Source organism: Streptomyces sp. NPDC055815 (assembly GCF_053616475.1).
Genome location: NZ_JBSHDU010000107.1, coordinates 1 through 25,049, shown reverse-complemented (window position 1 = coordinate 25,049; position 25,049 = coordinate 1). Strand labels below are relative to the sequence as shown.

General features: G+C 71.2%; 20 protein-coding genes and 1 tRNA gene. 11 read left to right on the top strand and 10 right to left on the bottom strand.

Going from position 1 to position 25,049, the window contains the following annotated elements; genetic code table 11:
- Positions 1 to 80: 80 nt before the first annotated feature.
- The gene (locus ACWGN5_RS38340) at positions 81 to 1,106 is read right to left on the bottom strand and encodes a sigma-70 family RNA polymerase sigma factor (RefSeq protein WP_453523043.1); all 1,026 of its coding nucleotides are present in this window, start codon (positions 1,104 to 1,106) and stop codon (positions 81 to 83) included.
- Between the two features lie 456 nt (positions 1,107 to 1,562).
- Between ACWGN5_RS38340 and ACWGN5_RS38335 the strand changes: the two genes are divergently transcribed.
- Positions 1,563 to 2,570, top strand: a complete 1,008-nt coding sequence (locus ACWGN5_RS38335) for a questin oxidase family protein (protein ID WP_453523042.1) — start codon at positions 1,563 to 1,565, stop codon at positions 2,568 to 2,570.
- A gap of 5 nt (positions 2,571 to 2,575) precedes the next feature.
- Here the strand turns inward: ACWGN5_RS38335 and ACWGN5_RS38330 are convergent, their stop codons facing one another.
- A complete protein-coding gene (locus tag ACWGN5_RS38330; protein ID WP_453523041.1) occupies positions 2,576 to 3,364 on the bottom strand; it encodes a dioxygenase family protein in 789 nt (262 codons plus the stop codon).
- 85 nt (positions 3,365 to 3,449) lie between these two features.
- On the opposite strand from ACWGN5_RS38330, the gene ACWGN5_RS38325 reads away from it, so the two are divergent.
- Positions 3,450 to 3,956, top strand: coding sequence for a MarR family winged helix-turn-helix transcriptional regulator (locus ACWGN5_RS38325; protein WP_453523040.1), 507 nt, complete (start codon positions 3,450 to 3,452; stop codon positions 3,954 to 3,956).
- A gap of 78 nt (positions 3,957 to 4,034) precedes the next feature.
- On the opposite strand, the gene ACWGN5_RS38320 is transcribed toward ACWGN5_RS38325, so the two are convergent.
- The gene (locus ACWGN5_RS38320) at positions 4,035 to 5,570 is read right to left on the bottom strand and encodes an MFS transporter (RefSeq protein WP_453523039.1); all 1,536 of its coding nucleotides are present in this window, start codon (positions 5,568 to 5,570) and stop codon (positions 4,035 to 4,037) included.
- Between the two features lie 78 nt (positions 5,571 to 5,648).
- Complete coding sequence (locus ACWGN5_RS38315; protein WP_453523038.1) at positions 5,649 to 6,311, bottom strand: TetR/AcrR family transcriptional regulator; 663 nt, start codon at positions 6,309 to 6,311, stop codon at positions 5,649 to 5,651.
- Between the two features lie 394 nt (positions 6,312 to 6,705).
- Here ACWGN5_RS38315 and ACWGN5_RS38310 point away from each other — a divergent pair, with 394 nt between their 5' ends.
- Entirely contained in the window at positions 6,706 to 7,977 is a 1,272-nt protein-coding gene (locus ACWGN5_RS38310; RefSeq protein WP_453523037.1) for a M6 family metalloprotease domain-containing protein, read from the top strand.
- On the opposite strand, the gene ACWGN5_RS38305 is transcribed toward ACWGN5_RS38310, so the two are convergent.
- Positions 7,964 to 9,583, bottom strand: coding sequence for a class I adenylate-forming enzyme family protein (locus ACWGN5_RS38305; protein ID WP_453523036.1), 1,620 nt, complete (start codon positions 9,581 to 9,583; stop codon positions 7,964 to 7,966). The genes ACWGN5_RS38310 and ACWGN5_RS38305 overlap by 14 nt on opposite strands.
- Before the next feature lie 233 nt (positions 9,584 to 9,816).
- Between ACWGN5_RS38305 and ACWGN5_RS38300 the strand changes: the two genes are divergently transcribed.
- Entirely contained in the window at positions 9,817 to 12,102 is a 2,286-nt protein-coding gene (locus ACWGN5_RS38300) for an FG-GAP repeat domain-containing protein (protein ID WP_453523035.1), read from the top strand.
- Positions 12,103 to 12,555: 453 nt separating this feature from the next.
- Positions 12,556 to 12,628 (top strand) — tRNA-Arg (locus ACWGN5_RS38295).
- A 184-nt stretch (positions 12,629 to 12,812) separates the two neighbouring features.
- On the opposite strand, the gene ACWGN5_RS38290 is transcribed toward ACWGN5_RS38295, so the two are convergent.
- On the bottom strand, positions 12,813 to 13,511 hold the full coding sequence (locus ACWGN5_RS38290) for a hypothetical protein (RefSeq protein WP_453523034.1): 699 nt from the start codon (positions 13,509 to 13,511) through the stop codon (positions 12,813 to 12,815).
- Between the two features lie 634 nt (positions 13,512 to 14,145).
- Between ACWGN5_RS38290 and ACWGN5_RS38285 the strand changes: the two genes are divergently transcribed.
- Both ACWGN5_RS38285 and ACWGN5_RS38280 read left to right on the top strand, forming a co-directional pair.
- Positions 14,146 to 14,283: a hypothetical protein gene (locus ACWGN5_RS38285; protein ID WP_453523033.1), complete on the top strand. Its 138-nt coding sequence runs from the start codon at positions 14,146 to 14,148 to the stop codon at positions 14,281 to 14,283.
- A gap of 172 nt (positions 14,284 to 14,455) precedes the next feature.
- Complete coding sequence (locus ACWGN5_RS38280) at positions 14,456 to 14,821, top strand: hypothetical protein (protein WP_453523032.1); 366 nt, start codon at positions 14,456 to 14,458, stop codon at positions 14,819 to 14,821.
- On the opposite strand, the gene ACWGN5_RS38275 is transcribed toward ACWGN5_RS38280, so the two are convergent.
- Both ACWGN5_RS38275 and ACWGN5_RS38270 read right to left on the bottom strand, forming a co-directional pair.
- Positions 14,818 to 16,815, bottom strand: coding sequence for an MFS transporter (locus ACWGN5_RS38275; RefSeq protein ID WP_453523031.1), 1,998 nt, complete (start codon positions 16,813 to 16,815; stop codon positions 14,818 to 14,820). The two genes, ACWGN5_RS38280 and ACWGN5_RS38275, sit on opposite strands and share 4 nt — an antisense overlap.
- A 198-nt stretch (positions 16,816 to 17,013) precedes the next feature.
- Positions 17,014 to 19,428 carry a serine hydrolase gene (locus ACWGN5_RS38270; protein ID WP_453523030.1) on the bottom strand — a complete coding sequence of 805 codons (2,415 nt, stop codon included), beginning with the start codon at positions 19,426 to 19,428 and terminating at the stop codon, positions 17,014 to 17,016.
- 162 nt (positions 19,429 to 19,590) lie between these two features.
- On the opposite strand from ACWGN5_RS38270, the gene ACWGN5_RS38265 reads away from it, so the two are divergent.
- The 3 genes from ACWGN5_RS38265 to ACWGN5_RS38255 all read left to right on the top strand — a co-directional run bounded on the left by ACWGN5_RS38265 (position 19,591) and on the right by ACWGN5_RS38255 (position 21,746).
- Positions 19,591 to 20,289 (top strand): GOLPH3/VPS74 family protein, encoded by a 699-nt coding sequence (locus ACWGN5_RS38265; protein WP_116160457.1) that lies wholly within the window; start codon positions 19,591 to 19,593, stop codon positions 20,287 to 20,289.
- A 216-nt stretch (positions 20,290 to 20,505) separates the two neighbouring features.
- Positions 20,506 to 21,366, top strand: coding sequence for a helix-turn-helix domain-containing protein (locus ACWGN5_RS38260; RefSeq protein ID WP_369144781.1), 861 nt, complete (start codon positions 20,506 to 20,508; stop codon positions 21,364 to 21,366).
- Positions 21,367 to 21,545: 179 nt separating this feature from the next.
- The gene (locus ACWGN5_RS38255; protein WP_453523029.1) at positions 21,546 to 21,746 is read left to right on the top strand and encodes a DUF397 domain-containing protein; all 201 of its coding nucleotides are present in this window, start codon (positions 21,546 to 21,548) and stop codon (positions 21,744 to 21,746) included.
- Positions 21,747 to 21,843: 97 nt separating this feature from the next.
- On the opposite strand, the gene ACWGN5_RS38250 is transcribed toward ACWGN5_RS38255, so the two are convergent.
- Complete coding sequence (locus ACWGN5_RS38250; RefSeq protein ID WP_453523028.1) at positions 21,844 to 22,671, bottom strand: hypothetical protein; 828 nt, start codon at positions 22,669 to 22,671, stop codon at positions 21,844 to 21,846.
- Positions 22,672 to 22,763: 92 nt separating this feature from the next.
- Between ACWGN5_RS38250 and ACWGN5_RS38245 the strand changes: the two genes are divergently transcribed.
- Positions 22,764 to 23,546, top strand: coding sequence for an SDR family oxidoreductase (locus ACWGN5_RS38245; RefSeq protein ID WP_453523027.1), 783 nt, complete (start codon positions 22,764 to 22,766; stop codon positions 23,544 to 23,546).
- A gap of 215 nt (positions 23,547 to 23,761) precedes the next feature.
- Here the strand turns inward: ACWGN5_RS38245 and ACWGN5_RS38240 are convergent, their stop codons facing one another.
- On the bottom strand, positions 23,762 to 24,880 hold the full coding sequence (locus ACWGN5_RS38240) for an ADP-ribosylglycohydrolase family protein (protein WP_453523026.1): 1,119 nt from the start codon (positions 24,878 to 24,880) through the stop codon (positions 23,762 to 23,764).
- Positions 24,881 to 25,049 lie beyond the last annotated feature (169 nt).

Here is a 25,049-nt window from a genome sequence, read left to right as displayed (position 1 = left end):
CCGCTAGAGGGCGCCGTCCGTTGTGCCCACCCGTTCCGCCCCGGCGGAACGCATGCCCACAACGGGGAGCGCGGGCCGCTCTAGGCCACCGCGTCGAAGCCCGTGTCGTGCGCCATCTTCTTCAGTTCCAGCAGCGCGTGCTTCTCGATCTGGCGGATCCGCTCCCGCGTCAGCCCGTGCTCCTTGCCGACCTCCGTCAGCGTCCGCTCGCGGCCGTCCTCGATGCCGTACCGCATGCGGATGATCGAGGCGGTCCGGTGGTCGAGCTTGTCGATGAGGTCGTCCAGCTCCTCGCTGCGCAGCAGGGTCAGGACCGACTGCTCCGGAGAGATCGCCGACGTGTCCTCGAGGAGGTCGCCGAACTGGGTCTCGCCCTCGTCGTCCACCGACATGTTGAGCGAGACCGGGTCCCGCGCCCAGTCCAGGACGTCCGTGACGCGCTCGGGCGTCGAGCCGAGCTCGGTCGCGATCTCGGCGGGCTCGGGCTCCCGCCCGTGCTCCCGGTTGAACTCGCGCTGCACCCGCCGGATCCGGCCGAGCTCCTCCACGAGGTGGACGGGGAGCCGGATGGTCCGGGACTGGTCGGCGATGGACCGGGTGATGGCCTGGCGGATCCACCACGTGGCGTACGTGGAGAACTTGAAGCCCTTCGCGTAGTCGAACTTCTCGACCGCGCGCACCAGGCCCGCGTTCCCCTCCTGGATCAGGTCGAGCAGCGGCAGCCCGCTGCGCGGATAGCGCCGCGCGACGGCCACCACGAGCCGCAGGTTGGACTTGATGAAGAGGTCCTTGGCACGCTCGCCCTCGGCGACCAGCGCCTCGAGCTCCTCACGGGTCGCCCCGCCCCCGTCGCTCGACCCCGCCGCGTCAGCGGCTGATGTCACAGCTTGGTCGAGTATCTGCTGGGCGTAGACGCCCGCCTCGATCGTCTGGGAGAGCTCGACCTCCTTGGCGGCGTCGAGCAGGGGCGTGCGCGCGATCTCGTCGAGGTACATGCCGACCAGGTCGCGGTCGGCGATCTCCCCGCCCACGGCGCGAACGCTGCTTGCCCGTGCGGCCCCGCTCTGGGCGGAGGTCTGACGACGGGCGACGGCACGGGTTGCCATGCGTGCTCCCTTGCTGAGTAGGTCGCGACACCCTTCCGGGTGCCCTGCATCCGACGGAAACAACGACTGGAATCAGGACAGAATTCCCACCCGGCACATGGATTTTCGCGATCATGCAGTATCCTGCGCGGCCGCGGCCCCCGCGGGCACACCGCGGGCACCCATGGAGGTGCAGGTCAGACCGGGCACGGAGGGTGAAACGGCGCCCCTCACGGGAGCACCCGACCACGCTGTCGGTGAGACCGCGATCACATGCGGCGCCATCCCTTCAGACGCGACGACAGGACCGGCGGTTGCCTCCGCCACGACCCGCCTCACACGACCCACGGACACCTCCGCCACGACCCGCCTCACACAACCCACGGACACCTCCACCACCGGCCACCTCGCCTCCGCCCAGCGGCCTAGGTCCCCAGCCCGTTCCGCCGTGCCGCTCCCCCGGCCTAGCGTCGCCCCATGACCGACACCACCGGCACCCTCGACGAGGCGCTCGAACGGCTCCACACCACGGGACCCGAGCGCAACGGCTGGCTCACCAACCACGCCCCCATGGCCGTCGAGGCCCTGGTCCGGCACGGCCGGGCCCAGGCCGTCCACCGCTGGCTCGACCACTACGCACCCAAGCTGGAGGAGCTCCCGCCCGCGCACACTCCGGTCACGGCGGGCACCTGGCGGGAGGCGCTCGGCGACCCGGCCCGGATCACCGACTGGACCCGTTTCTTCTCCCGCGAGCTGGCGGACCGGCCCTGGCAGTCGGTCCTCACCGAGTGGTGGCCCCGGCTCCTTCCCGGCATCGCGGGCGGGGCGACGCATCCGGTGATCCGTACCGGGCACGCCGTACGGACCCTGCTGACGACCGAGGAGACGCCGCCGCGCCGCGCCGAGCTGGCGCACGCCCTCGGCTACTGGGCGGCCCGCCACCAGCCGCTCCCGCCGCTCGCCCCGCTGGCCGTGGCACCCACCGCGGCGGCCGCGCTCGACGCCGTACCGCCCGTTCCGGAGCAGGACGGCGGGATCCGGGAGCGGCTCGCGCAACTGACGGCGTTCCCGGTGTGGGGCGAGACGTCGGACCCCGACGCGGCGAAGGCGCTGCTCACCGAGCTCGTGACGGCGACGACGCACCGGTACGCGTCCCACGGCCACGGCGAGCCGATCATGCTGGTCCACGCGGCGACCGCGCCGAACGCGGTCCTGCGCGCCCTGCCCGCGCTCCCCCGCGGACTGTGGGCGCCGAGCGTGGCGGCGGCCTGGGTGGCGGCGGCCGCGGTGACGGCGGCCTACACGCCGCGGGAGGCCGCCCCGTACGCCGCGACCGGCCTCGACGCCGAGGAGATCTTCGAGCGGGCGGCCGCGCACGGCGACGACCACACGATCAAGTTCACGGACACGGCGCTCGACGTGGGCGATCCGCTGGCCCTGGCCGCCGCCGTCCGCTCGATCGACCTCAATCCGCCGGCCCTGTAGTCGGCTCAGCCGAACTGGACGGACCGCTTGGCGAGCCCCATCCAGAAGCCGTCGATCACCGAGCGCTCCGCGTCGAGGTCGCCGACGGCGTCCGCCGCGCCCATGGTGACGAAGAGCGGGGCGAAGTGTTCGGTACGGGGGTGGGCGAGGCGGCCGGCGGGCGACTTGTGCTCGAAGTCCAGGAGGGCGTCGACGTCGTGCGCGGCGAGCGCCTCGCTCCCCCAGGCGTCGAACTCGGCGGACCAGCCGGGGACGCCGGGGCCGGTGTGCCGGAGGGCGGCGAGGTTGTGGGTGAAGAAGCCGCTGCCGACGATCAGGACGCCCTCGTCGCGCAGCGGCGCGAGCTTGCGCCCGATGTCCATGAGGCGGCGCGGGTCGAGGGTGGGCATGGAGATCTGGAGGACGGGGATGTCGGCGCCGGGGAACATCTCGACGAGCGGTACGTACGCGCCGTGGTCGAGGCCCCGGTCGGGGATGTCCTGCACGGGCGTGCCGGGCGCGCGGAGCAGCTTGCGGACGGCCTCGGCGAGCCGGGGGGCGCCGGGGGCGGCGTACTGGACGCGGTAGTAGTGCTCGGGGAAGCCCCAGAAGTCGTAGACGAGGGGGACGGTCTCGGTGGCGCCGAGCGCGAGCGGGGCCTCCTCCCAGTGGGCGGAGACCATGAGGATCGCCTTGGGGCGCGGCAGGTCCGCGGACCAGGCGGCGAGCTCGCCGGGCCAGACGGGGTCGTCGGCGAGCGGCGGGGCGCCGTGGGAGAGGTAGAGGGCCGGCATCCGTTCGAGCGTGGTGTCCATGGCGACCTTCCCGATCCTTGAAACTTCAAGCTAACTGCTCACACCGTAACCCGGAATAGTTCAACTTTCAAGAACGAGTCGTACGATGGGACCCATGGGAGACATGACCGAACCCCGCTGGCTGACCGACGAGGAGCAGCACGTCTGGCGCGCGTACCTGCACGCCACCACGCTCCTGGAGGACCACCTCGACCGCCAGTTGCAGCGCGACGCCGGGATGCCGCACGTCTACTACGGGCTCCTCGTCCAGCTCTCCCAGGCCCCCCGCCGCCGGCTCCGGATGACCGAGCTGGCCAGGAGCGCCAAGATCACCCGCTCCCGGCTCTCCCACGCGATCGCCCGCCTGGAGAAGAACGGCTGGGTACGGCGCGAGGACTGCCCCTCCGACAAGCGCGGCCAGTTCGCCCAGTTGACGGACGAGGGCATGGAGGTCCTGCGGCAGAACGCGCCCGGGCACGTGGCGGCCGTCCGCCAGGCCATGTTCGACCGGCTCTCGCCCGAACAGGTGGAGCAGCTCGGCGCGATCATGCGCGTGATGGCCGAGGGCCTCGAACCCACGGACGCGAACGCGGACCTGCCCTGGCTCCGCTGAGCACGCGGACACGGAAACGGACCGGCCCCGGCTCCGCCGAGAAGGCGGAACCGGGGCCGGTCACGTACAGACCCAGGATCAGTGGGCGACGACGGGAATCTTCACCTCGTCCTCGTCCTCGGCCCCCGCACCGGACCCGGCGACCTGACCGGTCCCCGGCTTCCCGGTGGTGATGAGCACGAAGGCGATCGTGGCCGAGAGGACCAGGATGCCGACCGCCCACCAGATGGCCGCCGCGTACCCCTCGACCATGCCCTGGAGCTGGAGCAGCTTCTGCGCGGCCGGGGTGGTCGCGCCGGCGGCGTGGTCGGCCAGGTAGGCGGTGGTCGCCGAGGCGGCGATCGTGTTCAGCAGGGCCGTACCGATGGCGCCGCCGACCTGCTGCGAGGTGTTGACCATCGCGGAGGCCACACCGGCGTCCCGCGGGTCCACGCCGATCGTCGCGAGCGACATGGCCGGCATGAACGCCGTACCCATGCCCAGGCCGAGGAGCAGCTGCGCGGGCAGGATCAGCCCGGCGTACGAGGTGCCGATCTCCAGCTGGGTGAGGAGCAGCATGCCGACGGCGGCGGTCAGGAAGCCCGGGGCCATCAGGAAGCGCGGCGGGACGCGGGTCATCAGGCGCGTGCCGATCTGGGTGGAGCCCACGATCATGCCCGCGATCATCGGCAGGAACGCGAAGCCCGTCTTGACCGGCGAGTACCCCTTCACGACCTGGAGGTAGTACGTCAGGAAGAGGAACAGGCCGAACATCGCGATGACGGCGAGACCCAGCGACAGGTAGACGCCGCCGCGGTTGCGGTTGGTCACGACGCGCAGCGGCAGCAGCGGGGACTTGACCAGGTACTCGGTGAGGGCGAAGCCGATGAGCAGCACGCCGGAGCCGACGAAGAGACCGATCGTGCCGGCGTCGCTCCAGCCCGCGGACTCGGCGCGGGTGAAGCCGTAGACGAGCGCGACCAGGCCGAGGGTGGAGAGGATCACGCCGGGGATGTCGAGCGGCGAGCGGTTGCGGCCGCCCTCGGGCTCACGGACGACCAGGTACGCGCCGACGGCGGCGACGATGGCGAACGGGATGTTGACGAAGAAGGTCCAGCGCCAGTTCAGGTACTCGGTGAGGAAGCCGCCGAGGATCAGGCCCACGGCGCCGCCGCCACCGGCGATCGCGCCGTAGATGCCGAAGGCCTTCGCGCGCTCCTTGGCGTCGGTGAAGGTCACGGCGAGCAGCGAGAGCGCGGCGGGCGCGAGGAGCGCGCCGAAGGCGCCCTGGAGCGCGCGGGCGCCGAGCATCATGGCCTCGCCGGTCGCGGCCCCGCCGAGGGCGGAGGCGGCGGCGAAGCCGATGAGACCGGTGATGAAGGTCCGCTTGCGGCCCCACAGGTCGGCGATGCGGCCGCCGAAGAGGAGGAGTCCGCCGAAGGCGAGGGCGTAGGCGGTGATGACCCACTGCCGGTTGCCGTCCGAGATCCCGAGGTCCTGCTGGGCGGAGGGGAGGGCGATGTTCACGATAGTCGCGTCGAGGACGACCATCAGCTGGGCGAGGGCGATGAAGATCAGGGCTTTCCAGCGGCCGGGGTCGGCCTGGATCGCGGGCTTCTCGGGGATTTTCGGCATGGGGGTAGCCACCTCTTGGCGCGTACTGGTGAAAAAAGGGCGTAAGTGAGTGCGGGCCGCTCCGGGGAGCAGGTCAGATCACGACGGGCAGGAGTCGCGTCTCAGGTCCTCCAGGGTCGCGGCCTTTCCCTGCAGCTCGGAGCGTGCGGGCGTCTCCAGGCCGTCGAGGAAGATCTGCAGATGGCGGTGGACGAACTGGTCGAAGGCCCCGCAGCCGGTGCCGGGCAGCGGGCGGGTCAGCTGGGAGAGCGCCACCATCAGGTCTCCGACGCCGATGTCGGTACGGAGCCGGCCGGCCCGCTGCGCCCGGGCGACGAGGCCCTCGACGATCCCCTCCAGGCGGTCGCGCTCGGCGAGCAGGTCGGGGTGGTCCTTGTCGAAGGCGCCGTCGAGCATCGGGCACAGGGCGCCGACGCGCTCGTCGGCGGCGCCGTGGACGAAGCGGCGGAGGGCGGCGAAGGTGTCGCCCTCCTCCTCGGCGGCCCGCTCGGCGACCTCGGCGACGCGGGCCATGAGGGAGAGGACGACCTCGTGGACGAGGTCGGGGCGCTCGGGGAAGTTCCGGTAGAGCGTGGCGTTTCCGACGCCGGCCCGGCGCGCGATCTCGTCGTAGGGCACTTGGGAGCCGAACTCGACGAACATCTCGCGGGCCGCCGTCACGATCCGCTCGCGGTTGCGCAGGGCGTCGGCCCGCGGGCGGGGTACGCGGCGGGCGGGCGCGGTGTCGGCGGTGCTGGTCACGCCACGGCCTCCTCACTCGGTCACTCGAACCATCCGGGGACGGACTCCCCACTTCGCTGAACACATGCATAAACGGGGACTGGCTCCCCGGTTATTTCCCGCCCTTCTTGTGACCTGCGTCACAAGTCCCGACGCGCCCGGAATACCCACGATCGGGCCAAGCCCCGACCCGCCCGCATCCCCACCACCGGGCCAAGCCCCGACCCGCCCGCATCCCCACGACCAGGCCAAGCCCCGACCCGCCCGAATACCCACGATCGGGCCACCCGGCGCGCGCACCCGGATCCGGCGCCACAGGCTGATCGCACAGCGCGGACCCACGGAAGGGGTCCGCGGCGCCGGCCGGCGGAAGCGGTCCGCGGCGCCGACCTGCCCCCCACCGGAGAGGCGACGCATGCAGCACCCCCGCCGACGGATACGCAGGCCCGTCGCCCTGGCGGCGACCACGGCACTCTCCCTCGCCCTGCTCGCCTCGGCGAGCTCCACCCTCCCCGGGCCCGCGCCGGCCTCGGCGGGCCCCGTGGCCGCCGCGCCGAGCGGCGCCCAGCTGGGACCGTGCCGCATCGCCACCACGATGGGCGTGCAGATGTCGGAGGGGCTGCCCACGGCCCCCGGATACGTACGCTCCACGGGCCGCGTCAGGGCCCTCAACCTGATGATCGACTTCCCGGACGCCCCCGGGGACGGGACGGCCATGGGCCGCTTCCGCGAGTTCTTCCCGCAGACCGCGGACTGGTTCCGCACCAGCTCGTACGGGCGCCTCCAGTACGAGCCCGAGGCCCCGATACCCGACTGGCTGCGGATGCCCCGCTCCTTCTCCTCGTACGGGATCGAGCGCGGCTCACCGTACGAACCGGGCTACCGCGCCCTCGTCGAGGACATCGTGAAGACGGCCGACGCGCGGGTGGACTTCAGCGCGTACGACCTGGTCAACATCCTCGTCACGCCGAACGCCGGGCCGTCCGCCCTCGACACCGTCCTGTCCGTGACGTTCTCCGGCAACGACGACGCCCCCTACGCGGACGGCGTGCCGCTCGCCAACACGTCCTTCGTCTACAGCCGCCAGGACGACGGCTCCGGCAGCTTCGCCGAGACCGGCTACCGCGTCCTGCCGCACGAGAACGGCCACGTCTTCGGCCTGCCCGACCTCTACACCGCGGACGGCGGAGGCACCGTCGGACACTGGGACATCATGTCCGAGGACTGGGGCGCCAACAACGACCTGCTCGGCTGGCACAAGTGGAAACTGGGCTGGCTCGACAACGACCAGGTCAGCTGCGCCTCCAGCCCCGGCACCGGCGACTACAGCCTCACGCCGCTCGCGGTCCCCGGCGGCCCCAAGCTCGCGTTCGTCCCGCTCTCCGGCACCTCCGGGTACGCGGTCGAGGTCCGCAGCAAGGACGGCAACGACGAGGCGGTCTGCGAGACCGGCGTCCTGGTCTACCGGGTGGAGTCGGACGTGGACACGGGCCACGGCCCGGTGACGGTGGCCGACAGCGACCGGGCCAGCGGCGGCTGCACGCGCAGGGCCAACGTCCACGCGGAACTGTCGGACGCCCCGTACGGCCCGGGGGAGACGTTCACGGACCGGGCCAACGGCATACGGATCTCGGTCCTGGACGAGGACGACACGGGAACGTACCGGGTGCGGATCACCCGCCGCTGACGAGGTCCCTGAGCTGCCGCTTGAGAAGCTTCCCGGTCGAGTTCCGCGGCAGCTCCTCGCCCTGCACGAGGACCCGGGCGGGCACCTTGAAGGCGGCGAGGCGCAGCCCGACGTGCGCACGCAGCCCTTCGCCCCCGGTCTCGGCCCCGTCCCGCAACCGCACGACGGCCACGACCTCCTCCCCCAGCAGCGGATGAGGAACCCCGAACACGGCGGCGTCGAGAACATCGGGATGCTGATGCAGCGCGCCCTCGACCTCGACGCAGTACACGTTCTCGCCGCCGCGGATCACCATGTCGGTGAGCCGGTCGACGATGCTGACGCGCCCGTCGCCGTCGAGCAGAGCAAGATCCCCGGTCCGAAACCACCCGTCGTCGGTGAAAGCGGCCCGAGTGGCGTCGGCATCCCCCCAATACCCCCGGACAAGGGACTGCCCCCGCAACCACAGCTCCCCCACCCCCTCGGCATCGGGCCGGTCGATCCGCACCTCGGTGACGGGCGAGGGCCGCCCGACGCTCCCGGGGAACGCCCGGTACTCGGCCCCGACGTTCGAGAGAACCCCACCGCAGGTCTCGGTCAGCCCGTACCCGTTCCGGGGCTCGATCCGCTCGCCGTACCCGTCGACGATCCCGGAGACGATCCCGGGAGGAGCGGCGGCGCCTCCGGTACTGAGGAGGGTGAGGCTGGCAAGGGGATCACCCTCACGCCGCGCGAGGTCGAGCAGCTGAAGCGCGGTGGTGGGAACCCCGGCGTAATGGGTGACGCCATGCTCGCGAATGAGCTCGAGGGCCCGCGCCGCATCCCACTTCCGCATCATCACGAGCGTCCCGCCGGCCGCCATGACGGCGTAGAACGACGTGAACGCGGCGACGTGGAAGAACGGGAACGTGGTCAGGGACACCATCGCGGGCCCTGCCCCGGGCACATCCCCCCGGGCGAGGGCCGCGGCGGCGGCGAAGTACCGCGGATTCATGGCGGCCCCGACCTGCGCGAGATGGGTGGCGACGGCACCCTTGGGGCGGCCGGTGGTCCCGGAGGTGTAGATGATGGTCGCGTCGTGCTCGGGAAGAACATCAACAAGCGGCGGCCCGAGCAAAGGATCGTCATCGACGACGTAGGCGACGAACCCGTCCTCGGCGTCCCCGGCATCCCCCCGGAAGACAACCCCGGGCACACCGTTCCGCACGGCCCACGCCCGCACCCGCCCGACCCGCTCCCCGTCGACGAGCAGCACACCGGGCGAACAGTCGTCGAGGGCGTAGGCGAACTCGTCCTCGGTCCACCAGGCGTTGAGGGGTACGGCGACGAGGCCGGCCAACTGCGCGGCCCAGAAGGCGACATGCCACTCGGGCAGATTCCGCATGGCGACAACGGCCCGGTCACCCGGCCGCAGCCCGTACTCCCCGACAAGCCGCCGCGCGAGCCCACAGGCGGCGTCGAAGAACTCCCGGTAGGTCATGGTGACGCCCTCGGCCACGAGAAACACCCGGTCCCCATAGCCCCAGGTCACCTCGACGAACTCCCGCAGAGTCCGCGGCCCACCGACGAACACCCCGTCCTCGACGGCAAAGGGCGCCCCGGCCCCACAAAGCCGCTCAACCACCACGAGACCCTCCTAAGCGCCCGCTCACCCGCGCCGCGACGCTATGCGGCTCCCCCGACCCGGTCAACCCCGGGCAGGATCGCACGCCGGGGGCAACCGAGCACCGCAGACCGCGACGGTAAGTTCAGCACGCCGGTACGGAGCCGGGCATCCGCTGCCGGAGACCGTAACCACCGCCGCGTCTTCAACCCCGCCGGCAACCGATACCCTCCACTCTTCCAAGGGGAGGGAAGATCATGAAGTACGCGCGCGTGCCCGGCCGCAGACTCACCGCCGTGGCCGTCACCGTCGCCCTCGCGGCCACTGCGGGAAGCCTGGCCATGAGTCCGGCCGCCGCCGCGCCGGCCGCCGCAGCCGACACGACCGACGCCGAAGCGACCGCGCAGGAGACCGTCGTCGGGTTCCCCCTGAACGCGGAGGTCGTCAGCGCCGGCTCCACCGGTTTCCTGTCGCGTACCGACGTCACGGGCAGCGCCGAACCCGAGTACCGCTGGACGCGATACGCCGACGGCACCTCGGCCGTGCTGCCGGGCTGGGCGGCGGGTGGCGGATCCGATGTCGTGGTGACCGGGGACGACCCGGACCCGTCGAAGAGCCAGGTCTTCATGGTGCACGACATGGCCGTGCCGTCGGCGGCACCGGTGCGGGTGGACCTGCGCGAGCTCGGTGCGAACTACTCGTACGGCGGGGTGGTCGGCTCGACCCTGATCGTGCACGTCATGCAGGACGGAGTGGCCTCGCAGACGCGACTCGTGACGGTCGCCGACGGGCGCGTCACCGATCGCGAGGTCACCGGTCTGCCGGGGGGCGACTGCTGGTTCGCGGACGCCCACGCACCGGGTCTCGCCGTCTTCAACTGCTACATACCCTCGGGCGAATTCTTGGACATGGCCGTCGTCGACCTCGCCACAGGCGCCGCGGTGGAGGTCCGTCAGGACACGCGGGGCTGGTGGCCGGGGGCCGTATCCGCGACGCATGTCGCCTGGCAGGAGCTGAACGCTCGCGGTGAGGGCCGGATCGCCGTCGCCCGCAGGGGCTCCGCCGACGTGCGGTACGTCGAGGGACCCGGCTTCAATCCGGAGAGTATCCAGCTGCTCGGCGGCTGGGTTCTCTCCGGGTACCGCATCGCCATCGATGAGCGAGGGCCGTATCCGCCCGGGCGGCCTCTGCTGGCCCGTCATCCGGAGACGGGTGAAACCGTCGAGGTCCTCACCCACTACTCCTCCGCCGTGACCACCCCGGACGGTTCCCTGCTCGTCCGGGGCGGCACGCTCGACCGGAACGAGGGCCTCTACCGGGTGTCGCTCGATGAGAGCGGCAAGCCGGTCGCCGAGCTCGTCGCGTCGACGGGGCAGACCACCGCCGTGAAGCACCTCGGTACGAGTGTCCCGGGCACGATCACCTTCGACCGCATCGGTCAGGGCGTCGACCTGGGCTGGGACTTCTCCCGGACCGACACCGACGTCTGGCTGACACTCGTCCACGAGCGCACGGGCGAGCGCTCGTCGCGGAAGATCTGGTCCACGGATCCGGCCTCCCCGGGTGAGGGCTACCGGGACGGGCAGCGGATCGGCTGGCGCTGGGACGGCTCGAACCCGGTCAGCCCGACGCGGGCCGCGTACAACGGTTCCTACACCTGGGAGATCACCGCGCGACCGGACGACAGCATCGGACCGGACGTGAAGGTCTCAGGCCGGTTCACGGTGAACCGGGCCACCGCCCCGCACGACTACAACGACAACGGAACCCCCGACGTCCTGCTGTTCAACGACTACGGCACTCTTCGGCGTGTCGACACCAACAGGACACCGTCCGGTGACGGAATCCGACCTGCGCTGGACTATCCCACCCAGGTCGGAAGCCATTGGAACATCTACGACCGCGCCGAATCGGTCGGGGACGTCGCCGGCACCCGCGTGGGTGACGTGGTCGCCCGGGACAAGAGCGGTGTCCTCTGGCTGTACCAGGGCACGGGCAAGGGCGACACGCCCTTCCTGGGCCGGGTGAAGCTCGGCGGCGGCTGGCAGATCTACCACCAGCTGGCCGGCGGCTCCGACCTGACCGGCGACGGCCGCGCCGACCTCGTCGCCACTGACAAGACGGGCGGCCTGTGGCTCTACACAGCCACGGGGAACGCCAGCGCGCCCTTCAAGCCCCGCAAGCAGATCGGCACCGGCTGGGGCATCTACAACCAGCTGACCGCCACCGGCGACATCGCCGGAGGCGCGGCCGGAGACCTCGTCGCACGCGACAAGGACGGTGTGCTGTGGCTGTACCTCGCCAAGGGCGACGACACCTTCGCTCCCCGGGTGAGGGTCGGCAGCGGCTGGAACGCGTATCCGCACCTGGTCGGCATCGGCGACGGCAACGGCGACGGCCGGGCTGACCTGCTCGCCTTGGACGCAGCAGGCAGCACGTACTCCTACGCGGGAACCGGCGACTACCGCACACCCTTCAAGCCCCGGGTCGCCACCAATCTGACCAACGACTACGCATGGTTCCGCCCCGTGAACTTCTTCTGAGCTCCACAGGACCGGGCAGCACCGCCGGCGCCCTCCGAGCTACCTGAGCGAGGGCTTGAGGATCGCTCGACGGACGGGTGCACGTCAGGGGACGAGGGCCAGAGACCGCCGCGGCCCGGGCTCCGTGCTCGGGCCGCCGTTCTCGTACCTCGGCCGCGCACGGCTCACACCCGGATCGCAGAGACGCCCTCAGCCACGCCCTTCGCCTGAAATTCCCAGGTCAGAAGGCACGCCACCAACGCACGGCGGCGCTTGGTAGCAATGGGGGCGACCTCAGTAATCCCCATCCGCTAGGCTGTCAGCGGTCAGTCGACCTTCTGGGCACCTGCCCGGGAAAGTGTCCCTCCGGACACCACCCGGCATCACCCCGAGGCGAGCCTGACCAGGGCGTTTGCCTCACTTCGCCCGGCATTCCCCACTGGGGTCTCCGGTGCACGGTTTCGGCGAACCCCTGCCTTCGTAGCTCAGGGGATAGAGCACCGCTCTCCTAAAGCGGGTGTCGCAGGTTCGAATCCTGCCGGGGGCACAAGAAGAAGGGCCAGCTCAGGGGAACATCCCCCGAAGCTGGCCCTTTCTCGTGATCACGACCGTGCCACCTACGTGCCAGAAGGCCCTTCCTTGCGCCCGCGATGTGCTGATCACGGTCGCTCGCCACGTGCTGGTAGATCAGAGCGACCCCCGGATGATCTCCGCTTTCTCGCAGGCACCAGCTAGGGGTCCTGGCGCTTGGCAGGGTCGCAGCTTGCCAAGTCCTGGGCACCCGCCCACTTTGGATTTACCAATTCGAGGTACTCCGTGACCACCCGTGATCCCCTCCTCACTTGCACGCTCACCTTGCCCACCGTGATGTCGGGGAACTCGATGGCATGGACCGTGCGGCGTCCCTTCGCCATGACTCCCACGTCCCGCACCTGAAGCGCTCTACCGTTGCAGGTGACGGACTCCACCGTCTCGTGCTCCGCGCCGAAGACGATGTTCCACCCTGTCGCCATCATGCGAACCAGCGGCACGAGCCGCGGCTTTTCCCCCACCGGCGGCACGTTGGGGTGGGAAGTACAAGCCACGGTCGTCATCCCCGGCTTGAACGCGACACCGTGACACACCCGGGCATCCGCCGTCTCCCAGACGAAGAGGGCGCCCTTGTTCGATTCGGCGGCGACCAGCACCCCAGGCCCTGCCGGAGAGTTGGCACCGGAAGCGGCAGCCTGTATCTGGCCGGTCGCCCAGGCGACCGCTTCCTCGGTGCTCGACGACTCGACAGCGGAGGGATGGGGAAGCACCGTCGCAGGCGCGCCTTTGTGGTTGCCCGTGGGCGACGGCGAGCCCGCTGGGCCATCCGAAATCGCACAGGATGTTGCCGACAGCACGGCCACGCATCCCGTCACCAGCTGGATCAGCGCTCTTCGCATTGCTACCGCCCCCTGACTACTCAGCCTGCCGCCACACGGCACGACGCACCCCCACAGCACCCCGGTTGCCCACTTCTCCACAGCCATCGCTGCATGAGGATCCACTGCCGTGGGGTCAGTTGAATCACGCACACGAACTGTCACATGATCGACCGAACCGGCCCCAAAACGCTGCGCCGTAGGAAGCTGTTACAGATTTCTCCACCTCGTCAAGGCACCCGCCGCCGCGCACAGCGCGGCCCGCGCGTCCCGCCGCCCGGACCCTGCGCTCCTGTCTGCGCCCTGCCCCCAGCCCGCCGGCCGCCGTCCGTACGCCCCCTGACAGCTTGAGTTGATGGGCAGCCAAAGCAAGCCTTCAAGCACGGCAACCGTCACATGGCATGCGTGGCCACGAGCGCTGCCGACTGCGGCCAAGACGGGCGACCAAAGGACGGCTAGCGGCGAGGGAGGGGTGGCCTCTTGCGCATGGGTGGCCAACTGCAGGGCCTAAGTGGGGCGGTCGCCGTGCCCCCGCCGTCACTGATGACGGGAGCGTGAGGCGACCGCGCCACCGGGAAGGGGCGGGCGGGGAGCAGCTGCTGCCGCGATGCGGCGGGGGCCGGTGTGGTCGCTCCGCGTCGGTTCCCGTATCGCCGTGGCGGAGGAGCGTGTCGTCTGGACACCCGGACCTGCGCTCAGCGAGACCGCCGACGTCGTCGTGCTCGCCGCCCTCTGCGAGATCCCCGTCAGCCGGCCGCAGGGGGAGAAGGACGCACCGATGTGGCAGCCGTGATGGATGCGCGGGTATGGTCCGTCCTGGCTGCGATCCCGGTGCTGCAACGACGGGCGATCGGGCGGTGGTTCACCGGGAGTTCCCCACTGCTTGCGCCCGTACCACACCCTCTCCGAGGCGCCCCGCCCGTTTTATCCTGGCCTTCATCTACGGGGGAAGGCAGGGGGAAACGGTGGACTGGTTCTGGTGGGTTCTCATTCTGTTCTGGACCGGTGGCTTCGCCTGGGTCGCTGACAACGTTCGTACCGCGCTGCGCCATCGGCACGAGCGGAAGATGGAGTTGCTCGAGGCCACGAAGCAGGAGCGGCTCGCTCTTGAGGCCGCGCACAAGACGCCCGAGCCCGTGTGCGGGTGCACGCATCATCTCGCCAAGCACGACAAGCAGGGCCGGTGCCACGAGCGGGTCGAGGTGCCCACGGCCTGGGACGAGAGCAAGAAGCCGGTTCGGTACGAGGCCGGTGTCTGTAACTGTCAGCAGTACGTGGGGCCGCAGCCCTTGTCCCAGGTGTACGCGGACGAGCTGACCGATCTGGCCTAGTGGCGCAGTTCCTCCGGGCAGGCCGTGCCTCGCGACAGCTTGTACGGGGCCGCCAGGCGGTACACGCCTGCCTTCGGGGCGACGAGTTCCGTCCATTCGTCGCCCTCGAGGTCCGCCTCCGCCTTGTAGAGGCAGCCCTTCTCGTTGGCGAAGACCTTCGGGAGTTCGGTCTCCGACTGCTCGCGGGCCAGTTTCGAGGCCTCGGTCTCCTGGGGCGGTTCGATCTTGCCGCCGTGCTCGTCGACGAGCGCCAGCCACGGCGAGTACGGGACGCGGATCAGGACCCGGCCCGGGCGGTCGACCCGGATCACGACCTCGTTCTCCTCCGCGCTCTGCACCTGGGCCGGCGGGTCGGCGAGGGGCGTCGGGTTCTGCACCTCGTACAGCCGCCAGTTCTCGTCGGACCAGACCTGGTTCAGGTACGGCAGGCCCTCGCGGACCAGCTCCGCCTCCTGCGCGGCGCCCGAGTCGGGGGCGCCCGTGGGCAGGACCACGTAGTGGACGGCCCAGCGGTCGAGCCAGTCCTGGTAGTTCGAGGCGTTCAGCGTGTCGTCGTAGAAGAGCGGGTTGCGCTCCATGTCCGCCTGCCGGTTCCAGCCGCGCGCCAGGTTGATGTACGGGCTCAGCGCCGAGGACTCGCGGTGGCTGGAGGCCGGTACGACCTCGACGCGCGCCTTGCCCGCGTCCCGTACCTGGAGCTGGTTCACCAGGGGCGCCAGCTCGCGGGCCCAGGAGGCGTCCGGGGCGGTGCGGATGACGTCGTCGACGCCCTTGAAGCCGATCCAGAAGTTCAGTCCCGCGACGGCGAGCAGCAGCGCGTACCAGCGGCGGGAGCGCGGCGCCGTGTACGGCAGTGCCGCGAGCAGCACGACGCCCGCGAAGAGCATCGGCAGGCGGGAGATGTTCGAGCCGATCTGTGAGTCGATCAGCCAGGTGAGGAGCGTGCCGAGGGAGTAGACGGCCGCTGCCGTGCGGACCGTGCGCCAGTCCTTCGGGACCAGGACGAAGGTCAGTATTCCGAAGAGCAGCGGCAGTGCCGTCGAGCCGAAGGCCATCGGCTGCGTGCCCGAGAAGGGGAACAGCCAGGAGGAGACTGCGACCACCGCTACCGGGGCCAGGCCCAGGGCGTAGGCGCCCGGGCGCCGTTTGTTCAGGAACAGCGCCGCCGCCGCGACACCCAGGAACAGGCCCGCGACCGGGCTGCACGCCGTCGCCAGGCCGGCCAGCGGGGCGGCGACCGCCGCCTTCGCCCAGCGTTTGTAGCGCCAGCGGTGCGGCCAGCAGAAGACGGCGGCGACCGCGCCGAGCGCGAACATCATGCCGAGGCCGAAGGTCACCCGGCCCGAGAGCGCGTTGCACAGGAACGCGAAGACGGCGGCGATCGAGCACACCATCGGATTGCGGACCGCCCGCACCCGCACCAGGATCAGCGCGGTCAGCGCGGCCGACAGTGTCCCGGCGACCATCATCGTGCTGCGGACGCCGAGCACCGACATCAGGTAGGGCGAGACCACGCTGTACGAGACGGGGTGCATCCCGCCGTACCAGGCCAGGTTGTACGCGGAGTCCGGGTGCCGTCCGACGAACTCGGCCCACGCGTCCTGCGCGGCCAGGTCCCCGCCGCTGTTCGCGAAGAGGAAGAACCACAGGATGTGCGTGAGGGCGGCTAGCCCGGTGGCCGCCATGACCGTGTAGCGGCGCTTGCGCCGCGGGGCGGCGACGGGGGGTGCCGGGGGCGGCGCGAGCGCGGTGGTCGGGGCGGGCCGCTGGGTCGGGAGCACTATTCGCGAGAGCGAAGTGGGTCCGGTATCGGCGTGCGAGTCGCGGGCCGAAGTGGGTCCGGTATCGCCGTGCGAGTCGCAGGCCGAAGCGGGTCCGGTATCGCCGTGCGAGTCGCGGGCGGTGTCCCGGGGATCACGAGCGTCATGGCCCTCACGGTAGACGTCGGGGTCGGACTCCGCGCGGTCGGCGCGTGTCGGCTCGGCGGTGGTCACTGCGGCCCTTTCCCGTGCTGCCGTCTCGCTTCTCGCGTGGTCACGCGTGCTTCTCGTCCCCCGGAAACGCTAACAGCCGGGCACCACGGAGAACCGGGGTGCCCGGCTGTTGCGGGTGGCCTCTCGGCCGGGCGGCAGCCGGGCCGAGAGGCCTGGGCCGCCGGCCTGGGCCGCAGCCCGGGCCATCCGCCCTGGCCGTCAGCCCACTCGGGTGAGCTTCTTGTCGAAGCCCGGCTCCACCAGGTCCCTCTCCAGGGCCACCGGCGAGCTGACCTTGCCGGCGCCCGTACCGATCGACACCTGGCCGATGATGTCGCCCGCCTTGCCGGAGTGCGGAAGGGCCTTGCCGCCGTCGGTCAGCTCCAGCCGCACCTTGAGGCCCGGCCAGCCGACCGCCTTGAGCTCCTTGGTGGCGATCACCGGGGTCCGGCCGCCGAGGCCGTCGTCCACGTAGCCGAGGACCTGGCCCTTCTTGACCACGGCCGCCGAGGTGACGTCCTTCTGGGCCTGCTGGATCAGCTTGAGGCTGTTGTCGATGGCCAGCTGCAGCTTGTCGATGAGCCGCTTGGCGTCCTTCGCCCCCATGACGATGCCGAGGATGCGACGGTTCTTGCCGTCGACCACGGTGTTCGCCGCCCACAGCAGGTTGCCGCCGGCGGGGGTGGAGGAGCCGGTCTTGATGCCGCTCACGCCCTCGTGGAGCAGGATGTTGTTGTTGTTCTCGATCCGGCCGGGAATGCCGTCGACCGTCACGTTCGGCATGTTCACGATCTCCCGGAACACGTCGTACTGCATGACCGCCTTCGCCAGCTTCAGCTGGTCCTGCGGGGTCGACATGGTGCTGTCGAGCAGACCGGACGGGTCCGTGTACGTCGACTGGGTCATGCCCAGGTCCTTCGCGGCGGCGTTCATCTTCTCGACGAACGCGGCCTCCGAACCGGCGTCCCAGCGCGCGAGCAGCCGGGCCACGTTGTTCGCGGAGGGGATCATCAGGAGCTCCAGGAGCTCCCTCTCCGAGTAGGTCTGGCCCTCCTGGACCGGCGCCGTCGACTCCGAGTCGTGCTTCGCCTGGTCGGCGGCCTTCTTGTCGATCGTGATCTCGGGACCCTGCTGCTTCCCCTTGTTCGAGATCGGGTGGTCGCGCAGGATCACGTACGCGGTCATCGTCTTCGTCACGGACGCGATCGGGGCCGGCTTCTGCGCCCCGTACGTCCCCATGGAACCGACGCCCTCGACCTCGACGGCGCCCTGTCCCTCACCGGGCCACGGCATCTTCAGCTCGCCGCCCTCGAACGTGAACGACGGCGCGGCCGACAGCGTCAGCGCGGGCGGCGGCAGCGGGCGGACCATCTGCACGATCGCAAAGACGATCAGGAGGAGCAGGACCAGCGGCGTCCAGATCCGCAGCCGGCGCATCGTCGTCCGCAGCGGGCTCGGCGGCGGGGGCGGCGTGTTCGTCAGCTCCGCGAGCAGGTCGAGCGGGGGCAGCGGCGGCAGCGGCTGCTGCCGGGTCCGCTCCGGCTCGGCGAGCGCCGCCGGCGTCGGTACGGGGGCGGGCGCGGCCGCCTCCTTGCGCGCGGGCGCCTTGGGCGCGCCCGGGGCCTCGGGGGCGGGCGCCGGGGCCGCGGAGGCCTTGGCGGCCTCCTGCGCGGCCTTCTGGGCCTTCTGCTCGGCCGGGATGTCGGGACGCAGCGCTCGGAAGACGCTGGTGCGCTCGCTGTCGGAGTCCGCGGTCAGGGAGGACGGCAGCTTCAGGGCGGTCGTCGGCTGGTCCACGACCGGCGGACGGACCATCTTGAACATGGTCGTCGGCTGGTCGACCGGCTTCTCGTCCTCGGAGGGATCGGAGGAGGCCTGGGGGTCCGCCTGCTCGTCGTCGGCCGTCGGCTTCTCGTCGGCTGCCGGCTTGTCGTCGGCCGCCGGCTTGTCGTCCGTGGCCGGCTTCCCGTCGGCGGCCGGCTTCTCGTCCGCGGAGGGCTTCCGCGCGGCGAACCAGGACGCGGAGGGCGCCTTGTCGTCGGCGGACGCCGTGTCCTCGGCGGACGCCTCGACAGACGCCTCGACAGACGCCTCTACGGGCTCCTCGTCCGTCTCGTCGTCGGACTCCTCGTCCGCCTCCTCGGGCCCGTCCTCGGTCTCGTCGTCCTGCGCCTCGTCCTCGCCCTCGGAGTCGTCGGCCTCGGAGTCGTCGGCCTCGGAGTCGTCGGCCTCGGAGTCGTCGGCCTCGGCCTCGTCCTCCGGCTCCGGCTCCTCCTCGGCCTCCGCGTCCTCGGCCTCCGGCTCCTCCGCCGTCGCGACCCAGGCCGCCACAGCGGCCTTCAGGCGGTCGCCCTCCGGCTCGGAGTCAGCCGCAGGCCCAGCCTTGGACTCCGACTCCGGCTCCGGCTCCGCCGTCCGCTCGTCGTCCTCCGGCGTGCGCGGTGCCAGGGTCTTGAACACTGCCGTCGGCTGGTCGACCTGAACCGCCGAGGACGGCGAGGACTCTGACTCACGGAGCACGGAAAGCCGAGGATCCCGGCCGCCGCCGCCCGAGGCCGCCGTCTCCTGCGACGACCCCTGCTGCTCCGCCTTGTCGGGGGACTCGCCCGCCACCGTGCCTCCTCCATGCGTCATACGTACGTCCGAACCGTCTACCAGTGTCCTGTGTGAACCCCTTGGCTCCCGTGCTAGACGAGAACGACATACCTACTGGTTCCCGGATGAACCACCCAGGCACTCTCGACAGATGAATGTGAGAGGGGTCACCCTGTCATTCATCCACGCGGGGAGGCATGGATGGGCAGGAGCCGCAGAACTATTCCGGAAGAGCTCTTGCTGCTCGCTCTGGACCCGACCACGGGTACCACAGCGCAGCCGCAGTCGCTCGACCTCGGTCTGGCCGGAGCACAGCTAGTGGAGCTGGCTCTGGCAGGCCGGATAGCCCCTGACGGGGATCGTATCGCCGTGGTGATGCCACGGCCGACCGGAGATCCGACACTGGACTCCGCACTGGAGCTGCTGCGCAGGCGTGGCAGCCCGGTTCGGGCCGTCCACTGGATCGGCGGGCCCCGGCTGGGGCTCCGTCAGACGTATCTCTCGCATCTGGAGCGATGCGGCATGGTGCATGCCGTGGAGGGCCAGATGTGCGGGGTGTTGCCGACGACTCGCTACCAGGCGACGGACACAGCGATCAGTCGGGAGATCCGTGCCCGACTGGACAGTGCGATCCGCACCGGCGTACCGCCGGACCCGCGGACCGCGGCGCTTGCCGCGCTGGCCCATGCGGTCGGTCTCGGGAAGCACCTGTACCCCGGCAACGAAGGACGGTCGTCGCGGTCCCGGCTGCGCGATCTGATCCGGCACGACCCCATGGGCGGACTCGTGGCACACGCCGTGATGGACGTCCAGAACGGTGCGGCGGCGCAGCCGCGCCGGAGCGCCGCGGGCGTCCCGGCGCAGCCTCGCGGCAGCATGGCCCGCGCAGCCGCGCACTGAACCACGGCACGTACACGGCACTTCGCAGTGCCGAGCACCGAGAACCACCGGGAGCCGCACAGATGTGCGGGGCGGTCTGGACGGCCGTCCCGCACATGTGCGCTGCCCCGCTTTCCCGTTGTCCGGGTTTCCCAGCGCACACCCGGCCATTGGTGGCAGTCTGCCAAGCGGTAGGTACTCACAGCTACGCAGCAGACAGCCGGAGGTGCAGTTTCCGTGGCGTCCAACGTCAACCCCACCGTCAGGCGACGCCGATTGGGCCAGGAGCTGCGCAAGCTCCGCGAGGCGAAGAACATGACGGCCGAGCAGGTCGCCGAGCGTCTCCTCGTCTCCCAGTCCAAGATCAGCCGGCTGGAGAACGGCCGTCGCTCCATCAGCCAGCGTGACGTCCGGGACCTGTGCGGGGTGTACGAGGTCGAGGACGAGCGCATGGTCGACTCCCTCATGCAGATGGCCAAGGACTCGCGCCAGCAGGGCTGGTGGCACGCCTTCGGCGACATCCCGTACAGCGTGTACATCGGTCTGGAGACGGACGCGGAGAGCCTGCGGATGTACGAGTCGCAGATCATCCCGGGACTGCTGCAGACCCCGGCGTACGCGGAGGCCGTGATCTCCGGGGCGATGCCGGAGTCGACGGCGGCGGACATCGAGAAGCGGGTCACGGTGCGGACCCGCCGCCAGGAGCGGATCCGCGACGAGGAGCGTCCGCTGCGGCTGTGGGCCGTGATCGACGAGGGCGCGCTGCACCGGATCGTGGGCAGCCGGCAGCTGATGGTCGACCAGCTGGAGCACCTGATCGAGCAGTCGCACCTGCCGCACGTCACCGTGCAGGTGATCCCGTTCGAGATGGGCGCGCATCCGGGGATCAGCGGGCAGTACTCGATCCTGGAGTTCCCGGACACCTCGGACTCCAGCGTCGTGTACATCGAGGGTGTGACGAGCGATCTGTACCTGGAGAAGGCGCAGGACGTCGGCAAGTACTCCGTCATGTACGAGCACCTCAGGGCGCAGGCGCTGAACGTCGACCAGACGCGGGAGTTCATCTCGAAAATGGCGAAGAAGCATGCCCAGGGGTGATCGTCCGGGGGCGGGGCAGGCACCGTACACCGGGTGATCGCTCCCACGGAAGCGCAGTTGGAATATGCCACTCGGACGTGTGAACGCCGGTCCCGCCGGACGGGGCCGGCGAGTAGCGTCGATCACGCCATCAAGAACGTTGGCGAGACACCCTACTCGGCAGAACCGGAGTGAGCAGCATGGCGATTATCCAGGGCGGTACGGACACCTGGACGAAGTCCTCGTACTCGGGCGGGAACGGCGCCTGCGTCGAAGTGAAGTCCCCCGTCATGACCGCGATCGCGGTGCGGGACTCCAAGGCCCCCGAGGGCCCGTCCCTCTCTTTCGGACCGGGCACGTGGAACGCCTTCGTCGGCGAGGTGAGCAACGGGGCCCTCTGAGCCCCGGTGCGCGCACGCCGCCGCCAGCAGTACGTATGAGCCCTCTCGACCGGTCCGCCGTCCTGGCCGAGGGGGCTCGGCTCTTTTCCCGCGCGGTTCAGCGCAGTTCGTCCACGTACCTGTCCGTCCCCGGCACCGTCGGGATGAACGGTGCCACGAGTTCCACGCGGCCGAGGCCGCCCGCGTCGAGCCCGGTGAAGTGCTGCTCCCAGCACTCCCGCGGATCCGCCTCCAGGAACCAGAGCAGGGTGAGCCGGGTGTCGACCCCCTCGACCTGCTTCACATAGGTCATCCGGTCTCCGGGCAGCGGGGTCGGCCGGAAGACGGTCACCATCGCCGCCGGGGAGCCCGCGAGCCGGCGCGGCAGCTCACGGGAGCGCAGCCACTCCAGGACCTCGGCCCGCTTCCCCGCGTCCTCGGCGTCGATGACCTGGACGACGAGTCCGCGGTACGGGTGGTCCAGGGCGTGGAAGTCCCGGGGTCCTGCGGCGCCGTCGCGGTAGACGGTGGCCTCGTGGTCCTGGAAGGACGTGAAGACGTGGGTCCTGGCCTGGTGGACCCGGGCGTCGCGGTTCAGCCGCTTGTTGATCCCGACCGTCCACTTCATGTGGTCGGCGTAGCGGCCGTCGGTGATCCAGTACGTGGAGATGTAGCAGCCGGCCGTCACCGGCTGGGCGACCGCGGACTTCTCCGGGTAGCGCAGCTCCTGGAGTTCGCGGGTGGCGACCCAGCGGCGGCCGGCGTACATCCAGGGCATGGCCATGGCGCCGGCGTAGTAGTGGTCGTCCTCGTACCAGCGGTTGTACGCGTACTCGTGGCCCGGGTGCGGTTCCACCATGGTGATCAGCGCGTGGCCGGGGCGCACGCCGTACGGGCCGACGGCGGCCAGCTCCGCGTACGTCTCGCTGTGGGTCTCCTCGCTCACTTCCGTACCCCTTCCGATGTCTTCCCTTGTCGTCGACGGGCTTCTACTCTGACGGGCCGTCAGATAGATGGCCAGGGTCGAGGAGGCTCGGGATGCTGCTCCAGGGAAAGACGGTCGTCGTGTCGGGGGTCGGTGCCGGGCTCGGGCACCGGATCGCGGAGACGGTGGTACGGGACGGGGGCAACGCCGTCCTCGGCGCCCGCACCGAGGCCAACCTCGCCAAGTCCGCGGCGGAGATCGACCCGGAGGGGCGCCGTACGGCGTACCGGGTCACGGACATCACCGACGAGGAGCAGTGCGAGGCGCTCGCCGCGCTCGCCGTCGAGCGCTTCGGCGGCATCGACGCGGTGGTCCACGTCGCCGCCTGGGACTCCTACTTCGGGGGCCTGGAGGACGCGGACTTCGCGACCTGGCAGGGGGTCCTGGACGTCAACCTGCTCGGCACGCTGCGGATGACCCGGGCCTGCCTGCCGGGACTGAAGGAGCGGGGCGGTTCCGTCGTCCTGATCGGGACGCAGTCGGCGATCGCCGCGCCCTCGCAGGTGCGGCAGGCGGCGTACGCGGCCTCGAAGGGGGCGCTGACCTCGGCGATGTACTCGCTCGCGCACGAACTGGGGCCGCACCGGATCCGGGTCAACACCGTGCTGCCGGGGTGGATGTGGGGGCCGCCGGTCCAGGCGTACGTGCAGTTCACCGCGCACACCGAGGGCGTTCCGGAGGCGGACGTGCTCGCCCGGCTCACCGAGCGGATGGCACTGCCGGAGCTCGCGACGGACGGGGACGTGGCGGAGGCCGCGGCCTTCCTGGCCTCGGACCGGGCGCGGGCGATCACCGGGCAGTCGCTGCTCGTCAACGCGGGGGAGCTGATGCGCTGACCCGCCTGCTCATTCCAGCACCTCCGCAGGTGTGCCGTCCGGCCGCTCAGGCGCGTGGACACCGCCCCCGACATCTTCACGCCGGCGGACCTCGCTCGTCCTGTACGTCCTCATCGGTACGTGAAGCCGGAGGACACCCCGGAGCGGGACGCGCTGCTCGACCGGCTGGGGTCGGACGGGGGGCCGGTCCCCGCCCAGGCGGGGGCGCGGACGGATCAGCCCCTCGGGTAGCGCGCCAGCCAGCCCGGGGCGGACTCCGCGGCACTGTGCAGGGCGGCGCCCTGCGTCATCTCCATCGCGAAGTCGTCCGCGAGCTCCAGGACCGTCGCACGGCCCTCCAGGTCGGCCAGCCAGGCCGGCGGGAGGGCCGTCTCGCCGTGCAGGGCGCCCAGCAGCGCGCCGGTGAGCGCGGCCGTCACCGCCGAAGGACCGTCGTGGTTCACCGCCAGCCGCAGCCCGTGCCGGACGTCCTCACCGACCAGGGCGCAGTAGACGGCCGCCGCCAGCTGCCCCTCGGCCCGGTCCTCGCCGGCCCCGAGAGCCGTCACCCGGTCCGCGTCCGGCGCCCCCTCCCGTACGGCTCCGAGGGCCCGGACCAGCGCCTCGATCACCGGCTCGTGGCCGGGGCGGGCCGCGAGCTGCTCCAGGGCACGGGCCACCGCCGCCTCGACGGAACCGCCGCGCGCCAGGCCGTGCACGATGACCGCGAAGCCGCCCGCCGCGAGCCCGGCGGCGGGGGCGCCGTGCGTCTGCGCCGCGCACTCCACGGCCAGCTGGCAGACGAGCTGCGGCTCCCAGCCGACGAGCAGCCCGAAGGGGGCCGAGCGGACGAGGGCGCCGGAATCGCCGGCGTCGGGGTTCTTCGGCCGGTCGAGGGTGCCGAGAACGTCGTCCCCGAGGCCGGTGAGGCAGGCGCGGGGCGGATTGCGGCGGGCGTACAGCCACTCCTCGCGGGCCAGCCAGCCGTTGTCCTTGCGGCGCTCGTCGGGACCCCAGTCGCGCTGGGTGGCGGCCCAGCGCAGATGCGCCCGGTGGACGTCGGTGGGCGGATGCCAGGCGCCGGTGTCGCGGCGGACCTGGGCGCGGATGAGGCCGTCGACGGTGAACAGGGCCATCTGCGTGGCGGCCGTGACGGCACCGCGCCGGCCGAACGCGGGGACCGGGTCGGTGAGTCCGTCAGGTCCGTGGGCCTCACGCAGCTGCGCGAGCGTGTGGTCGGCGGCCGGCGCCCCGAGGGCGTCCCCGAGGGCCCCACCGAGCAGACAGCCCCGCACGCGGGCCCGGAAGTCCTGCTGTTCGGCGCGGCCCCACACGGCCGCGGCTGTCGTGGCCACGATGTGCCCTCCCCCGTAGACCGGTCTGCGGAGCACTGTAATCGACCGGGTACGCCCGCTCGGGGCCCAGAACGTTATGTAATCCGCACCCCTTCAGCCCCCTTTTGACCGCGTTCCACGGCGCCCCGCCCACGTTGTGGGCCTTCGCCCCGCCGTTGTGGGCAATCGT

Bases quoted from the DNA above. Each gene is read 5' to 3' on its own strand.
- ACWGN5_RS38270 (WP_453523030.1), bottom strand. From the start codon at position 19,428: ATGACGCATGGAGGAGGCACGGTGGCGGGCGAGTCCCCCGACAAGGCG.
- ACWGN5_RS38340 (WP_453523043.1), bottom strand. From the start codon at position 1,106: ATGGCAACCCGTGCCGTCGCCCGTCGTCAGACCTCCGCCCAGAGCGGG.
- ACWGN5_RS38265 (WP_116160457.1), top strand. From the start codon at position 19,591: ATGGGCAGGAGCCGCAGAACTATTCCGGAAGAGCTCTTGCTGCTCGCT.
- ACWGN5_RS38325 (WP_453523040.1), top strand. From the start codon at position 3,450: ATGGGACCCATGGGAGACATGACCGAACCCCGCTGGCTGACCGACGAG.
- ACWGN5_RS38290 (WP_453523034.1), bottom strand. From the start codon at position 13,511: ATGCGAAGAGCGCTGATCCAGCTGGTGACGGGATGCGTGGCCGTGCTG.
- ACWGN5_RS38255 (WP_453523029.1), top strand. From the start codon at position 21,546: ATGGCGATTATCCAGGGCGGTACGGACACCTGGACGAAGTCCTCGTAC.
- ACWGN5_RS38330 (WP_453523041.1), bottom strand. From the start codon at position 3,364: ATGGACACCACGCTCGAACGGATGCCGGCCCTCTACCTCTCCCACGGC.
- ACWGN5_RS38320 (WP_453523039.1), bottom strand. From the start codon at position 5,570: ATGCCGAAAATCCCCGAGAAGCCCGCGATCCAGGCCGACCCCGGCCGC.
- ACWGN5_RS38335 (WP_453523042.1), top strand. From the start codon at position 1,563: ATGACCGACACCACCGGCACCCTCGACGAGGCGCTCGAACGGCTCCAC.
- ACWGN5_RS38245 (WP_453523027.1), top strand. From the start codon at position 22,764: ATGCTGCTCCAGGGAAAGACGGTCGTCGTGTCGGGGGTCGGTGCCGGG.
- ACWGN5_RS38310 (WP_453523037.1), top strand. From the start codon at position 6,706: ATGCAGCACCCCCGCCGACGGATACGCAGGCCCGTCGCCCTGGCGGCG.
- ACWGN5_RS38300 (WP_453523035.1), top strand. From the start codon at position 9,817: ATGAAGTACGCGCGCGTGCCCGGCCGCAGACTCACCGCCGTGGCCGTC.